This is a genomic window from Intrasporangium calvum (genome assembly GCF_028446585.1).
Lineage (GTDB): Bacteria > Actinomycetota > Actinomycetes > Actinomycetales > Dermatophilaceae > Intrasporangium > Intrasporangium calvum_A.
In genome coordinates this window covers 1-14,559 of record NZ_JAPFQL010000089.1, presented here as the reverse complement: position 1 = coordinate 14,559, position 14,559 = coordinate 1, and the positions used below count along the sequence as shown (strand labels likewise).

General features: G+C 71.5%; 16 protein-coding genes and 1 pseudogene. 13 read left to right on the top strand and 4 right to left on the bottom strand.

Annotated elements, in window-relative coordinates:
- A partial coding sequence (gene alr, locus OO014_RS16605; protein WP_272463437.1) for an alanine racemase occupies positions 1-954 on the bottom strand: 954 nt, incomplete at its 3' end.
- A gap of 250 nt (positions 955-1,204) precedes the next feature.
- Between alr and OO014_RS16600 the strand changes: the two genes are divergently transcribed.
- On the top strand, positions 1,205-2,185 hold the full coding sequence (locus tag OO014_RS16600) for a type IV toxin-antitoxin system AbiEi family antitoxin domain-containing protein (protein WP_272463436.1): 981 nt from the start codon (positions 1,205-1,207) through the stop codon (positions 2,183-2,185).
- Positions 2,186-2,218: 33 nt separating this feature from the next.
- Here OO014_RS16600 and OO014_RS16595 read toward each other — a convergent pair whose 3' ends face one another.
- Positions 2,219-2,920 carry a response regulator gene (locus tag OO014_RS16595; RefSeq protein WP_272463435.1) on the bottom strand — a complete coding sequence of 234 codons (702 nt, stop codon included), beginning with the start codon at positions 2,918-2,920 and terminating at the stop codon, positions 2,219-2,221.
- A gap of 16 nt (positions 2,921-2,936) precedes the next feature.
- Positions 2,937-4,586 (bottom strand): histidine kinase, encoded by a 1,650-nt coding sequence (locus OO014_RS16590; RefSeq protein ID WP_272463434.1) that lies wholly within the window; start codon positions 4,584-4,586, stop codon positions 2,937-2,939.
- Positions 4,587-4,845: 259 nt separating this feature from the next.
- Between OO014_RS16590 and infA the strand changes: the two genes are divergently transcribed.
- From infA to OO014_RS16530, 12 genes and pseudogenes are all read left to right on the top strand, one after another.
- The gene (infA, locus tag OO014_RS16585; protein ID WP_006946284.1) at positions 4,846-5,067 is read left to right on the top strand and encodes a translation initiation factor IF-1; all 222 of its coding nucleotides are present in this window, start codon (positions 4,846-4,848) and stop codon (positions 5,065-5,067) included.
- A gap of 124 nt (positions 5,068-5,191) precedes the next feature.
- The gene (gene rpmJ / locus OO014_RS16580; RefSeq protein ID WP_007928044.1) at positions 5,192-5,305 is read left to right on the top strand and encodes a 50S ribosomal protein L36; all 114 of its coding nucleotides are present in this window, start codon (positions 5,192-5,194) and stop codon (positions 5,303-5,305) included.
- Positions 5,306-5,526: 221 nt separating this feature from the next.
- Positions 5,527-5,901 carry a 30S ribosomal protein S13 gene (rpsM, locus tag OO014_RS16575; protein ID WP_272463433.1) on the top strand — a complete coding sequence of 125 codons (375 nt, stop codon included), beginning with the start codon at positions 5,527-5,529 and terminating at the stop codon, positions 5,899-5,901.
- 53 nt (positions 5,902-5,954) lie between these two features.
- Positions 5,955-6,350: a 30S ribosomal protein S11 gene (rpsK, locus tag OO014_RS16570; protein WP_272463432.1), complete on the top strand. Its 396-nt coding sequence runs from the start codon at positions 5,955-5,957 to the stop codon at positions 6,348-6,350.
- Positions 6,351-6,382: 32 nt separating this feature from the next.
- Positions 6,383-6,991, top strand: coding sequence for a 30S ribosomal protein S4 (gene rpsD / locus OO014_RS16565; protein ID WP_272463431.1), 609 nt, complete (start codon positions 6,383-6,385; stop codon positions 6,989-6,991).
- 164 nt (positions 6,992-7,155) lie between these two features.
- On the top strand, positions 7,156-8,181 hold the full coding sequence (locus OO014_RS16560; RefSeq protein WP_272463430.1) for a DNA-directed RNA polymerase subunit alpha: 1,026 nt from the start codon (positions 7,156-7,158) through the stop codon (positions 8,179-8,181).
- An 80-nt stretch (positions 8,182-8,261) separates the two neighbouring features.
- Positions 8,262-8,966: a 50S ribosomal protein L17 gene (gene rplQ / locus OO014_RS16555; RefSeq protein WP_272463429.1), complete on the top strand. Its 705-nt coding sequence runs from the start codon at positions 8,262-8,264 to the stop codon at positions 8,964-8,966.
- Between the two features lie 146 nt (positions 8,967-9,112).
- Positions 9,113-10,081, top strand: a complete 969-nt coding sequence (locus OO014_RS16550; RefSeq protein ID WP_272463428.1) for a serine hydrolase — start codon at positions 9,113-9,115, stop codon at positions 10,079-10,081.
- Complete coding sequence (truA, locus tag OO014_RS16545) at positions 10,078-10,938, top strand: tRNA pseudouridine(38-40) synthase TruA (RefSeq protein WP_272463427.1); 861 nt, start codon at positions 10,078-10,080, stop codon at positions 10,936-10,938. The genes OO014_RS16550 and truA overlap by 4 nt, the downstream gene beginning before the upstream one ends.
- A gap of 26 nt (positions 10,939-10,964) precedes the next feature.
- Positions 10,965-11,624, top strand: coding sequence for a hypothetical protein (locus tag OO014_RS16540; RefSeq protein ID WP_272463426.1), 660 nt, complete (start codon positions 10,965-10,967; stop codon positions 11,622-11,624).
- Positions 11,615-12,271: a hypothetical protein gene (locus OO014_RS16535; RefSeq protein ID WP_272463425.1), complete on the top strand. Its 657-nt coding sequence runs from the start codon at positions 11,615-11,617 to the stop codon at positions 12,269-12,271. Before OO014_RS16540 ends, OO014_RS16535 begins: the two co-directional genes overlap by 10 nt.
- Positions 12,272-12,366: 95 nt before the next feature.
- Positions 12,367-14,048 (top strand): annotated as a pseudogene (locus tag OO014_RS16530) (ABC-F family ATP-binding cassette domain-containing protein).
- Positions 14,049-14,091: 43 nt separating this feature from the next.
- Here the strand turns inward: OO014_RS16530 and OO014_RS16525 are convergent.
- On the bottom strand, positions 14,092-14,559 hold a 468-nt coding region (locus OO014_RS16525), incomplete at its 5' end, for a cell wall-binding repeat-containing protein (RefSeq protein ID WP_272463424.1).

The following is a 14,559-nucleotide window of genomic DNA, read 5'->3' as shown; positions in this document are numbered from 1 at the left end:
CCAGCCGATGAGAGGCGCGCGCCGGCCCCGGACCCAGACCTCGGCCCGGCCCGTCGCGGCGCGGGGGATGCCGTCTGCATAGCCGAGGGGGACGAGCGCGAGGTTGGTCCTGCGAGTCGTCCGGTGGAGGTGGTCGTAGCCCACCCCGCGTCCAGCAGGGGCGTGCCGCACCTGGGTGACACGCGAGGTGAGAGTCATTGCGGGCGTGAGTCCGGTGCCGATGCCGTAGAGCCCGGCCCCGATGCGCACCAGGTCGTGACGCGTCAGGGCCGGGTTGGCCTGCGTCGCGGCCGTGTTGGCGAGGTGGACGACGTCAGGGCGGAGGCCGGCGCCGCGCGCGAGGTCGAGACCGATCCGGAACATCAGCAGCTGCCGGTGGGTCGCGACCGCGCCTGGCTCGCCGCCGTGCGACAGGTGCGACCAGATGCCGACGACCCGGACCGTGCCGGCGCGCTCGAGGACGGCTGCGGCGCGGACCAGACCGGCCCACTCCTCTGCCGGGCAGCCACTGCGGTGCATGCCGGTGTCGAGCTTGAGGTGGACGCGGACGGGAGCCGAGGCGCCGTGGGTGGCCACGAGGGCCAGGTCGCCTGGGCTGCTCACGGCGATGTCGACGTCGTGGCGCAGCGCCCGGGCGGCCAGCCGAGTGTCATGGAGCCAGGCAAGGACGGGCGCCGCGATGCCGGCCCGGCGCAGGGCGATGGCCTCGCTGATCCGAGTGACGCCGAGCCAGGCGGCTCCGGCCGCGAGGCAGGTGCGCGCGACCGGGACGGCGCCGTGGCCGAAGGCGTCCGCCTTGACGACGGCCATGACGGGCACCGCGGCAGTCGAGCGCAGCGTGCGGACGTTCGCGGCGATCGCCGCGAGGTCGATGACGGCTGCTGCCAGTCCGTCACCGGCGTCCAGGTCGAAATCGCTTTCCCCTGATGGGATCTCGAGTGTGGAGGAGGTCACCTGATCGACACTAGGAGCGGGGTCGGGATCCCCGCATCGCCCTGCAGGCCCACTCGGGGCTCCTCCCATGGGATGAGCCGCTTGTCCCGCAACACACCCGCAGCCTCGGATCTCGCCGTGTTGCAGCACTGTTCAGCTGCGAGGAGGCGGGCGTGTTGCGGTTGTCCACATCCCTTGGGGTGGCGACACGTTGTCCACTGCCCGTCCGCTGGCGCTACCGCGGCGGCCGTATGCCGCTGAGCCTGCTCCCATGGACACACGACTTCAGGCCCTGGCGGGCTCCCAGGGCGGGACGTTCAGCGCAGCGCAGGCCTACGCGCGAGGCGTGACGGACGCCGATCTGCTCGCCGCCACCCGCTCCGGCGCCGTGGTCCGGGTGCGCCGCGGCGCGTTCGTGAGCGGGGTGCTGTGGGGCGCCAGCGACGAGGACGCGAGGTTCCGTCTCAGGGCCAGCGCCATCGCGCGGAGCCGACCGGGCGACGTGCTCAGCCATCACGCAGCCCTGGCGGTGCACGGCCTGCCGTTGTGGGCGCACGACCCGGCCCGGATCGACCTGCTCACACGGACGCGGCGCGGTTCGTCGCGCAACGGGCTCCACCTGCATCCGGCGGCGGGCGTGGACGTGGTCGAGGTCGACGGGGTGCGCACGGTGTCGGTTGCCCGGGCCGTGGTCCGGGCGGCGTTGACCATGGGGGCGGAGTGTGCAGTGGTCGCCGGAGACGCTGCACTCCATTCGGGGCGGACGACGGAGGAGGAGCTGCGCGCCGAGGTCGCCCTGCTGAGCCCGCACGAGGGGCGGAGCAGGGCGCTCGAGTGCGTTCTCGTGATGGACGGCCGGGCCGAGTCGCCGGGTGAGTCCCGGACGCGACTGGTGGTGGACGACCTCGGTCTGGAGCACGAGAGCCAGGTGGAGCTGCGCGACGTGGACGGGCGTTTCGTCGCCAGGGTCGACCTGCTCGTCGAGGGGGTCGTCGTCGAGTTCGACGGTCGGGTCAAGTACCGCGCCGACGGCGCGGACCCGGATGGCCCCGAGTCCGCCGGACAGGTCGTGTGGCTCGAGAAGAAGAGAGAGGACGCCATCCGCCGGCTCGGTCACCCGGTCGTGCGCGTGGTGTGGTCCGAACTCGACCGGCCCGAGCTGATCGGGTCACGGATCCGGGCGGCCCGACAGCTCCGCCCACACCGCAACACGCCCGCGGCCACGAAGGTCCACGCGTTGCAGCACTGGTGAGTTTCGAGGCGGCGGGCGTGTTGCGGGGGAAGGTCAGGGAGTGCCCGGGGGAGACAGCGCGCCGGCCTGGTAGGCGAGCACGACGAGGGCGACCCGGTCCCGCAGCCCCGTCTTGGCCAGGATGTGGCCCACGTGCGTCTTGACGGTCGTCTCCGAGACGAAGAGCGCTGCAGCGATCTCGGAGTTGGTCAGGCCCTGCGCGATCGCGAGCCACACCTCCCGCTCCCGATCCGTCAGCGTGGCGGTCCGGTCGACCAGCGCCTGCGGAGCCGCCACGGCTCGCACGTAGGTCTCGACGAGGCGCCTGGTCGTCGACGGTGCGATCACCGCGTCGCCGGCGTGAACCGTCCGGATCGCTGCGAGGAGGTCCTCCGGAGGGGCGTCCTTGAGCAGGAAGCCTGACGCCCCCGCCCGCAGCGCGGTGAAGGCGTACTCGTCGAGGTCGAACGTCGTGAGCACGATGACCTTCGTCGTGCAGTACCGCTGGGCGATCAGCGTGGTCGCCTCGATGCCGTCCATCCGCGGCATGCGCACGTCCATCAGGATGACGTCGACGCCGGGGTCGGGCTCGCTGCTCCCGTGGCCCGGTGCAGGTGCCTGTCGGGCGAGCCAGTCGACGCAGTCCTGCCCGTCGACGCACTGGGCGACGACCGAGAGGTCCGCCTGCGACCCCACGAGCATCGCGAAGCCGGCCCGGACGAGTGCCTGGTCGTCGACGATCATGACCCGGATCATCCGGCGACCTCGCCGTTCATCCGGCGACCTCGCCGTCCCGGGGGAGCGTCGCGAGGACCCGGAACCCGCCCCGGGGGTCGGGTCCGGTCACGAGGTGTCCACCGACCATGTCGACCCGCTCGGCCATGCCCTTGAGCCCGTGACCGGTCGCCCCCGCGGTCTGCGGACCGGTGCCGTCGTCGACGACATCGACGACCACGCGGTGCGGGTCGACCGAGAGGGTGACCCAGGCCCGCGCATCGGCGCCAGCGTGCTTGATGACGTTGGTCAGGGCCTCCTGAACGGTGCGGTACGCCGTGACCCCCACCGCGTCGGTCGAGCCTGGACCGGGTAGGTCGCCGTGCACGACGAACCGGACCTCACGGCCGGTGTCAGCGATGGTCCGGACGAGGCCGCCGATGTCCGCGAGGCCGGGCTGCGGCCCCTCGGGGACCGGGGCCGTGTCGTCGCGCAAGAGGCTGAGCAGCCGGCGCATCTCCGACAGTGACGCGCGGCCGGTCGCGGCGATGGTGGCCAGGGCCGTCGTGGCGGCGGCGGGGTCCCCGGCCGCTGCGAACCGGGCCCCGTCGGCCTGGACGATCATCACCGAGAGCCCGTGGGCGACGACGTCGTGCATCTCGCGGGCGATGCGCTGCCGGTCGGCCAGCGCCTCGACCTCGCCGCGCGCCGCCTGCTCCGCCTGCTGATGGGCCGCCGCCTCGGCCGCCCGGCTGGCCGCCTCGGCCTGGAGCGCGGTCCGCTCGCGGGCGGCCCTGACCTGGTCGGCCACCGCCCAGGTCAGCACCACGACCCCGGAGCTGTTGAAGAGGAAGAGGGCGACCCGGTCGGAGAGAAAGGTCTGGATCGAGGGCAGATAGAACCCGTAGCGGAAGAAGAAGAGCAGGACCGCGAGCGCCAGGGAGCCGAGCGAGGCGGCCAGGGCCCAGAGGCCGCTGCGGCGGTCGGTCCACAGGGTGACCCCGAAGAGGGCGACGAGCGCCATCACCACTGTGGGCAGCCCGAGCATGACCCCACCTCCGTAGAGGAGGAACGCGAGGATCCCGCACGCGGCGAAGGTCTCTCGGGGCAGCCGCGGCAGGAAGAGCAGCAGGACGGCCCCCAAGGCGATGCCGACGAAGGCGAGCGCGGCCGGCTGCTCCTTCAGGTTGACCCACCAGACCTGGAGGCCGAGCACCCCGGCGGCGGTGATCGACACGAGGAAGTAGAAGAGGCCGATCATCGCGCCGACCCGGTCGACGAGCGGGGCCGGGTCCGGCGGGCCCGTCATGTCCAGACGACGCAGGGCATGCCGCGCCCGCCGGACTCGCAGGGCTGACCAGCCGGCGAGCAGCGCGGCAGTGCCTCCGGTCAGAGCCAGCACCCCGCCCAGCACCATCCGCCAGTCCGCAGCCCGCACGCAGGCTGCGTCGATCTCGGCCTGGTTCAGCGGGACCTCGCCCCCCATGTAGCCGTTGCGTTCGAAGAGGGCCACGTCGTAGGCCGAGCCGCAGAACGTCGGGGGTCGCTCGGCGGCGCCGCCCTGGTACTCCTTCGGGAGGTCGACATGGACGTCGGACCCCGCAGCGAGCAGTGCCGCGAGGACCAGGGCCACTGCCAGGGCCCCGAGCGCCACCCACCGGCCCGGGCGGTGCGCCGGTGCGGGCGTGGGGGACGGCGTGGAGGTCACGAGGGCACGGTACCGAGCCCAGCGGCATACGGAATCCTCCCGGAGGAGGACCCAGCGACACGCCCCGCACCTCGCAACTCCACGCGTGGCAGCACGGGTGCGTTGCGAGGCGCCGGGCGTGTTGCGGGAGGGGTCGAGCCGATTAGCAGTATGCGGCGCGGTGGCGTAATCTTGATCCTTGGGTGTCGTGCGCCTGCATGCCATCCAATCCCCTGTGCCAACCCATCCAGGGTCGGCCGCCAACAGATTGACGGAGGACATGGCCAAGAAGGACGGTGTCATCGAGATCGAGGGCACGATCGTCGAGGCTCTCCCGAACGCAATGTTCCGGGTCGAGCTGACCAACGGTCACAAGGTGCTCGCACACATCTCGGGCAAGATGCGCCAGCACTACATCCGGATTCTCCCTGAGGACCGGGTCGTGGTGGAGCTCTCGCCCTATGACCTGACCCGCGGTCGGATCGTCTTCCGTTACCGCTGAGCGCACGGGCCCGCGAGGGCACGCGCACGAAGCAACCAACTCCCGATTACCCAACAGCACCTGACGGTGGCGGCCCTCGCACGGGTCGACAGCGGCAGGAGCGCGATCTGAAGACAGCAGGCAGATGAAGGTTCAGCCGAGCGTCAAGAAGATCTGCGACAAGTGCAAGGTGATCCGCCGTAACGGTCGGGTCATGGTGATCTGCGACAACCTGCGCCACAAGCAGCGCCAGGGCTGAGCAGAGACCCACACCCTGCAGTGTCGTCGAGCTTCGACCGCACGCACATGATGTAAACCGCAGCACCCGGCCCCTGATGACCGACCGTCGCGTCGGCGCAGGACGTCACCCCTGGCACGGAGGCCAGGGACCGGGGTCCGCCCGTTCTGAAGGACGGACATGAAACCGGACCGGTGACTGCACCAGACCTCCGCGAAACAGAAATCAGGAGAACCACCAACATGGCTCGTCTTGTTGGAGTCGACCTTCCGCGCGACAAGCGCGTCGAGGTCGCGTTGACCTACATCTTCGGTGTGGGTCGCACCCGTAGCAAGGAGGCGCTGGCCGCCACTGGCGTCAGCCCCGACACCCGCGTCAAGGACCTCGGTGAGGCCGAGCTCGTGGCGCTTCGTGACTTCCTCGAGGGCAACTACCGCCTCGAGGGTGACCTGCGCCGTGAGGTTCAGGCCGACATCCGCCGCAAGGTCGAGATCGGCTCCTACGAAGGCCTTCGTCACCGTCGTGGTCTCCCCGTGCGCGGTCAGCGCACGAAGACCAACGCGCGCACCCGCAAGGGCCCGAAGCGCACCGTGGCCGGCAAGAAGAAGGCCAAGTGACGCTGACCCGCGTGGTCGCGTCCTCATCGACTCAGTTCTGACGTAGGAGAAACATGCCTCCCAAGGCTCGTGTGACGAAGGTTCGTCGCAAGGAAAAGAAGAACGTTGCCCACGGGCACGCTCACATCAAGAGCACGTTCAACAACACGATCATCTCCATCACGGACCCCACCGGTGCCGTGATCTCGTGGGCCTCCGCCGGCCAGGTCGGCTTCAAGGGCTCGCGCAAGTCCACCCCGTACGCCGCCCAGATGGCTGCCGAGGCTGCTGCCCGCCGCGCCATGGAGCACGGCATGCGCAAGGTCGACGTCTTCGTCAAGGGCCCGGGCTCGGGCCGCGAGACGGCGATCCGCTCGCTCACCGCCGCCGGCCTCGAGGTCGGCGCGATCAGCGACGTCACGCCCACGCCGCACAACGGTGTCCGCCCGCCCAAGCGCCGTCGCGTTTGATCCGGCCAGAGACCACGGAGAGTAGATAAGTCATGGCTCGTTACACCGGCCCGATCACCAAGAAGTCCCGCCGCCTCAAGATGGACCTCGTCGGCGGCGACAAGAACTTCGAGCTCCGCCCGTTCCCGCCCGGCCAGCACGGCCGTCGCCGGATCCAGGAGAAGGAGTACCTCACCCAGCTCCAGGAGAAGCAGCGCGCTCGCTTCGCCTACGGCGTCATGGAGAAGCAGTTCGTCCGGTACTACAAGGAGGCGGCCCGCCGCCCCGGCAAGACCGGTGAGAACCTGCTTCAGATCCTCGAGTCCCGTCTCGACAACGTGATCTACCGCGCGGGCCTGGCCCGCACGCGTCGTCACGCGCGTCAGCTCGTCACGCACGGTCACTTCGAGGTCAACGGCGTGCGCGTCGACGTCCCGTCGTACCGCGTCGAGCAGTTCGACGTCATCACGGTCCGCAAGCAGTCCGTCGAGACCTTCCCGTTCGAGCTGGCTCGCCAGACGTTCGGCGAGCGTCCCGTCCCGGCCTGGATGCAGGTCGTCCCGGGCTCGCTGCAGATCCTCATCCACCAGCTCCCGGTGCGCGCGCAGATCGACTCGCAGCTCACCGAGCAGCTGATCGTCGAGCTCTACTCCAAGAACTGAGCCACCACCAGAGGCTCCGTATGCCGCTGGGCCAGCTCAGCGGCATACGGAACCTCTGACCCGGGGCTGGGCTCGCAGACAGAGCCGACCCAGCCCGCCCGGGGCGAGACCGGGCAGTTTCACTACGCGTCATATAGCGGTCGCGAGTGGGAAGGAAACGAACAGTGCTCATCGCACAGCGTCCAGTGCTCTCCGAGGAAGTCGTTGCGGACAACCGCAGCCGCTTCACCATCGAGCCGCTCGAGCCCGGCTTCGGCTACACGCTCGGCAACAGCCTCCGTCGCACCCTGCTCTCGAGCATCCCGGGTGCCGCGGTCACGTCCATCCGCATCGACGGCGTGCTCCACGAGTTCACGACCGTGCCCGGGGTGAAGGAGGACGTCACCGAGATGATCCTCAACATCAAGGGCCTCGTCGTCTCCTCGGAGCACGACGAGCCGGTCGTGATGTACCTGCGCAAGCAGGGCCCCGGTGTCGTCACCGCTGGTGACATCACGCCGCCGGCGGGCGTCGAGGTCCACAACCCCGACCTGGCCATCGCGACGCTCAACGACAAGGGCAAGCTCGAGATGGAGCTGACCGTCGAGCGCGGCCGTGGCTACGTCTCCGCGCAGCAGAACAAGTCCGGTGACCAGGAGATCGGGCGCATCCCGGTCGACTCGATCTACTCGCCGGTGCTCGCCGTGACCTACAAGGTCGAGGCGACCCGTGTCGAGCAGCGCACCGACTTCGACCGCCTCATCGTCGACGTCGAGACGAAGAACTCGATGACGCCGCGCGACGCGATGGCCTCCGCGGGCAAGACCCTGGTCGAGCTCTTCGGCCTGGCGCGCGAGCTCAACGTCGAGGCCGAGGGCATCGACATGGGCCCGTCGCCGACCGACGCTGCGCTGGCCGCCGACCTGGCGCTGCCGATCGAGGACCTCGACCTGACGGTTCGTTCCTACAACTGCCTCAAGCGCGAGGGCATCCACACCGTGGGTGAGCTCGTGGGCCGCAGCGAGGCCGACCTGCTCGACATCCGCAACTTCGGTGCGAAGTCGATCGACGAGGTCAAGGCCAAGCTCGTCGGCATGGGTCTGGCCCTCAAGGACAGCCCGCCCGGGTTCGACCCGTCGGCCCTCGTGGACAACTACGGCGACGAGGACTACAACGACGACGAGTCCTTCGTCGAGGACGAGCAGCTCTGACCAACCGCTTGACCTCGCTGCCGGAGCCTCGACTCGGACTCCACCTGCGGCTTGGTCGGATCCCCTTCTAGGAGAACACAATGCCTACCCCCACCAAGGGTCCCCGCGTCGGTGGCGGTCCCGCTCACGAGCGGCTGATCCTCGCCAACCTCGCGACGTCGCTCTTCGAGCACGACCGCATCACGACGACGGAGGCCAAGGCCAAGCGCCTGCGCCCCCTCGCCGAGCGCCTCATCACCTTCGCCAAGCGGGGTGACCTCTCGGCCCGTCGCCGCGTCCTGACGGTCGTGCGTGACAAGGGTGTCGTCCACCGCCTCTTCGCCGAGATCGCGCCGGACATGGCCCAGCGCAACGGCGGCTACACCCGCATCACGAAGATCGGTGCCCGCAAGGGTGACAACGCCCCCATGGTCGTCGTCGAGCTCGTCCGCGAGCCGCTGTCGGCCAAGAAGGCGACGGTCAAGGAGGCCGAGGCTGCGACGAAGCGCGCCGCCAAGGACAGCGCGGCCAAGAAGGCTGCCGAGACCGAGGCCGCGACCGAGCCGGTCGCCCTCGTCGACGCCGCGGCCGACGCTCCCGCCGTCGACCTGCCGGCTGGTGCCGCCCCGGCCAACGAGGACGGCTCCGCCCCCGAGGGTTACACCGTCAAGGGCAACGCCGACTCGGGTCTCTACCACGAGCCGGACGGCCAGTGGTACGACCAGACCGTCGCCGAGTTCTGGTTCAAGTCCGCTGAGGACGCCGAGGCCGCCGGTTTCAAGAAGGCCGGCTCCAAGTCCGAGTGACACCAGGCTGACTGCCAGCCACCACACACCGCACTGACCCGTATGTCGGGTCAGTGCGGTGTGTTTTTCCGGTCGTGTCCTGGCTCGGAGCGGGAGGGGCGGCGCACCTTGACGTTTCACCCGCCTCAGTGCGACACAATGACGCGGTGCAGTCCATCCGCCCGCGCGGCGAGCAGCCGACCCGCCCCCCAGCGCTGCCGTCGGCCCCGCTGTCGCCGGGGCGCCGCAGTGTCCTGTTGCTCCTGCCGGTCGCGGTGCTCTCGGCTGCGACCGCCAGCATCGGGGACGCGCTGACCGGACGGGTCGCCGCCGCCTCGCGGCGCGCGTTCGACGTGGCGGGCTCCCTCGCCCGCAGCGCCGTGCCCGCTCCGTCGGCGCGGGTCGACACGTCCGGGCGGGCCGCGCTCTCCAAAGCGGTCCTCGGGGCCATGGGCGGCCGGTCTCGCGTCATCGGCGTCAGCGTGCTGGACCGGCGGACCGGGGCGTGGTGGCACTACCGGGGTGATGCTCCGGTGCGCACTGGCAGCGTCGCCAAGGTCCTCGTCGTCGCGGCCGCGCTGCGCCGGGCCCGAGCGGCCGGCCAACGGCTCTCCGCGGCCCGCCAGGAGCAGGCGCGCCTGGCCATCACCCGCAGCGACAACGCGGCCGCCGATGCCCTCTACGCGTGGGTCGGTGGCCACTCGGCCCTGGCGAAGCTCGCCGGAGAGCTGGGCATGGCGACGACCGCGGCCGCTGACCCCGCCGACCACTGGGGCCTGACCCTGACGACGCCCAACGACCTGGTCCGCCTGATGCAGGCCCTGCATGGCGGCAACCCGATCACCCATCCCGACGACGACGCCACGGTGCTCGACCTGATGAGCCGGGTGGTCGACGGACAGCGGTGGGGCGTCGGCACCGTGCGCACCTCCAGTGTGAAGGTCCACGTCAAGAACGGCTGGATGCTCGTCGACGACCCGTGGGTGATCAACAGTGTCGGTGACGTCCGCGGCGGTGGCCGGGACTATGCCATGGCCCTCATGCAGCGGGCCCAGCCCGATCAGGACAGCGGGATCATCCGCGCGAGCCGGATCGGCCGGGCCGTGTTCGCTGCCCTCGAGGCGCCGCTGCGATGACGGTCCGCCTGCGCCTCGACCTGGCCTACGACGGGACGTCGTTCTCCGGGTGGGCGGCCCAGCCCGGGTTGCGCACCGTCGAGGGCGAGCTCACCGCGGCGTTGACCACCATCCTGCGGGCCCCGGAGCCGGTCACCCCCACCGTGGCCGGCCGCACCGACGCCGGCGTCCACGCGCGGGGGCAGGTCGTCCACGTCGACGTCGACCCCGACGTCTTCGCCGGGCTGCCGGGCCGGTCCGACCGGGCTCCGGGCGAGGCGCTGGTCCGGCGGCTCAGCGGCCTGCTGCCCCCGGACATCGTCGTCCACCGGGTGGGTCCGGCGCCGGAGGGGTTCGATGCCCGCTTCGCGGCGCAGGAACGGCGTTACCTCTACCGTCTCGCCGACTCCGAGGCGCCCCGGGACCCGCTCCGGCGCCACGACACCGTGTGGTGGCCCCGGCCCCTCGACCTGGCGCGCATGGACGAGGCCGCCCAGGCACTCGTCGGGCTCAAGGACTTCGCGGCGTTCTGCAAGCGGCGCGAGGGCGCGACGACGATCCGCACGCTGCTCGAGTATCGATGGCGCCGGCTCGACGACGGCGTCCTGGCAGCGACGGTTCGCGCTGACGCCTTCTGCCACTCGATGGTCCGCTCCCTCGTCGGGGCCGTGGTGGCCGTGGGGGAGGGGCGGCGGCCGCCCGAGTGGCCGTCCCAGCTGCAGCGGCGCGCTGAGCGCGCCTCCGAGGTGCGGGTCATGGCGGCGCACGGCCTTAGCCTCGAAGCAGTCACCTACCCGCCGGACTCCCAGCTCGCGAGTCGAGCCGAGACCGCCCGGGCCCGGCGTGAGGAGCCGGCTGTGGAGGACGTGCCGTCCTGATCAGCCCACTGTGGTTTGATCTGGCCATGCTCCACCGACCCGTCACCACGCTGCGGTCCCTTCGGCGCGCCTCAGCGGCCGGCGTCGCCGCGGCACTGCTGCTGGCGGGGTGCTCGGACGCGGGCTCGCCGTCCCGGACGCCGACCGGATCGGCTGGTTCGACGTCCGCCGCCACTGGGTCCACCTCGAGCGCGACGGCCGGTGCCTCGACGGGCTCGCCCTCCGGGCCCGTGGACGCGGCCGATGGCGTCGCCGGCCGCAGCGGCACCTACTCCGTCCTCCCGCCGAGCGGCTGGGGAGAGGCGACCGACGAGGTGGGCGCCGTGCCCGGGATCGACCTCGTGCTCATGTCGTCCGAGCAGGAGGGCGGCTTCAACACCAACCTCGTGGTCCACGTCGCATCCGGCGACACGGCGCTGCTCGAGTCGGAGCTGGCCCAGGGCCGAGACGAGCTCGCCGACCAGGGCCGGTCGATCTCGGCGGCGCCCGACATCACCGTCGGCGGGCTCCGCGCCCTCGGCTTCACGACGACGTTCAGCCAGCAGGGCATCGACGTCCGGGCCCGCTCCTACGGCCTGCACCGCGACGGCCGGGTCTATCTGTTGACGCTCAGCTCGGCCACGAGTGCCACCGCCACCGCTGACGCCGCCCTCGCCGACATCGTCGAGAGCTGGACGTGGACCTAGCCGTACGCCCCTTCGCGGTGGTGCCCGCCGTCGCGCTCAGCCTGACGCTGGGTGCCCTGGCATCCGCAGCCGGCTGCGCCAGCGGGACAGCCCCCGACCCCGCGACGAACGCGCCGCAGACCGCGATCATCGCCGTCCCCACCGCGACCGCCACGCCCTCGTCCTCGGTGGTGGCCGGCCTGCGGCTCGTCTCGTTGCCGACCGACCTGCCCTCCGTCGCGCTGGGTGACGAGCGGGTCCGCGGCCAGGACTACGCCTACAGCCTCCCCCGCGACTGGGAGCAGGTGCACCCCGACGCCGAGCCGCGGCCGGACTCGATGATCGCCCCCCGGGACGGCACCCTGCCCTACTACATCGCCGTCGACCAGGTCCTGGGCGTCGGGCCGCGCAGCCTCGACGAGGTCGTCAGCGAGCTGGCCGACGGGTTCTCGGGCGAGGGGACGCTCGGTGCCCTGCCCGGGCGGACCGTGGCCGGCTACCCCTCGGCCGGCGTCATCGTCGACGCCTCGCCGCGCACCAGGCACGTCTACGCCATCAGCATCTACGCGGGGCGGGCCTTCCCCATCCGGGTCACCTACGACCCCGACCACGAGCGCGAGGCGCTCGCCGCCCTCGCCGCGGTGCTCGACTCCTGGACGTGGGGATGAGGCGTCGGTGAGGCGGGAATGAGCCAGCGCGGAAGGGCACCCGGCGCGGATAACCGGGTGACCGAGCCCAGCGGCATACGGAACGCTTGACGCTCGTGGGACACGTCGACGTCAACTCAGTCACCTTCACCCTGCCCGACGGGCGGGTCCTGCTCCGGGACGTCTCGGTCCGCGTCGGCGAGGGCGCCAAGGTCGCCCTCATCGGGCCCAACGGCACCGGCAAGACGACGCTGACCCGCATCATCGCCGGCGACCTCGAACCGCACGAGGGGGCCGTCACGCGATCGGGTGGCCTCGGCGTCATGCGTCAGTTCATCGGCAAGGTCCGCGACGACACGACGGTCCGCGACCTCCTCGTCTCGGTCGCCCCGGAGCGGATCCGCGCCGCAGCCGCGGAGATCGACCGCACCGAGCTGCTCATGATGGAGCGCGACTCCGAGGAGGACCAGCTCGCCTACGCCCACGCCCTCGTCGAGTGGGGCGAGGCCGGAGGCTATGAGCAGGAGACCGTCTGGGACCAGTGCACCATGGCCGCGCTCGGGGTGCCCTACGACAAGGCGCAGTGGCGGCAGGTGACGACGCTGTCGGGCGGCGAGCAGAAACGGCTCGTCCTCGAGGCGCTCCTGCGCGGGCCTGAGGAGGTGCTCCTGCTCGACGAGCCCGACAACTATCTCGACGTGCCGACCAAGCGCTGGCTCGAGGACGCCCTCATCGCCTCACCCAAGACCGTCCTGTTCATCAGTCACGACCGTGAGCTGCTCGGCCGCGTCGCGACCCGAGTCGCCACGCTCGAGCCCGGTGCCGTCGGCGCCACGCTCTGGGTCCACCCCGGGCCCTTCGCGGGCTACGCCCAGGCCCCCCCTGGACCGCAACTCCCGGCTCGAGGAGCTGCGCCGGCGGTGGGACGAGGAGCACGCCAAGCTCAAGGCGCTCGTGCTGATGTACAAGCAGAAGGCCGCCTACAACGACGGGCTGGCGTCACGCTACCAGGCCGCCCAGACGCGGCTGGCCAAGTTCGTCGAGGCCGGACCGCCCGAGGCGATCCCGCTCACCCAGACCGTCCGGATGCGGCTCACCGGCGGGCGGACCGCCAAACGCTCGATCGTGGCCACCGGGCTCGAGCTGACCGGTCTGATGCGGCCCTTCGACCTCGAGGTCTGGTACGGCGAGCGGGTCGCCGTGCTGGGCTCCAACGGGTCCGGCAAGTCCCACTTCCTGCGCCTGCTCGCGGCCGGCGGCACCGACCCCGAGCGGGAGCACCAGCCCGTCGGGGACGTCCGGCCCGCACCGGTCGAGCACACCGGCGTGGTCCGGCTGGGCTCGCGGGTCCGGCCGGGGTGGTTCGCGCAGACGCACGACCACCCGTCCCTGCTCGGACGCACGCTCCTCGAGATCCTGCACCGCGGTGACGAGCACCGGGCCGGCAAGCCGCGCGAGGAGGCGGCCCGCGCCCTCGACCGCTACGGCCTGGCCCGGGCGGGGGAGCAGCTTCGAGTCCCTGTCCGGCGGGCAGCAGGCGCGGTTCCAGATCCTGCTGCTCGAGCTGTCCGGCGCGACCCTGCTGCTGCTCGACGAGCCCACGGACAACCTCGACCTCCAGTCGGCCGAGGCCCTCGAGGAGGGGCTCGATCAGTTCGAGGGGACCGTCGTCGCGGTGACGCACGACCGGTGGTTCGCCCGCGGGTTCGATCGCTTCCTCGTGTTCGGGGAGGACGGGCGGGTCTATGAGGCGCCCGAGCCCGTGTGGGACGAGGGTCGGGTCGTCCGGCCACGCTGAGTGCAGGCCCGTCCACGCGGCCCCGTCTGGCGGGGCCGCGCTGTCAGCGGGACATCGCGACGAGGATCGCCTCGCGCACTGCTTCCGTGATGGTGGCCGGGCCGCCCACGACGTAGGCACGGGACGGGTTGAGGCGGCTGAGTGCGTCACTCGTCGGGGTCGGCAGGCTGTCGGCGCGGGTCAGCAGGAGTGGCATCCGGTCGCGACCCGCCGTCGCGGCCGCGGACAGGGCGTCCGGGAAGGTCTCACCGGAGGCCACGTAGACGGTGGCGGCCGAGGTGTACTCAGCGGCGACCCGGGCCGCGGTCGCGTAGCGGTCGGCCCCGGCATAGCGGGACACGGAGCCGGACGTCGCCAGCGCCCGGAGCTGGGTCAGGACGTCGTCGGACACCGTCGAGCTGCCCCCGACCACGACGATGCGGCTCGGCGCCAGCCGACGCAGTGCCTCAGCCGTGGCTCCAGGCAGGCTGGTGGCCCGGGTGAGCAGGATCGGCACGCGATCCCGCCCGGC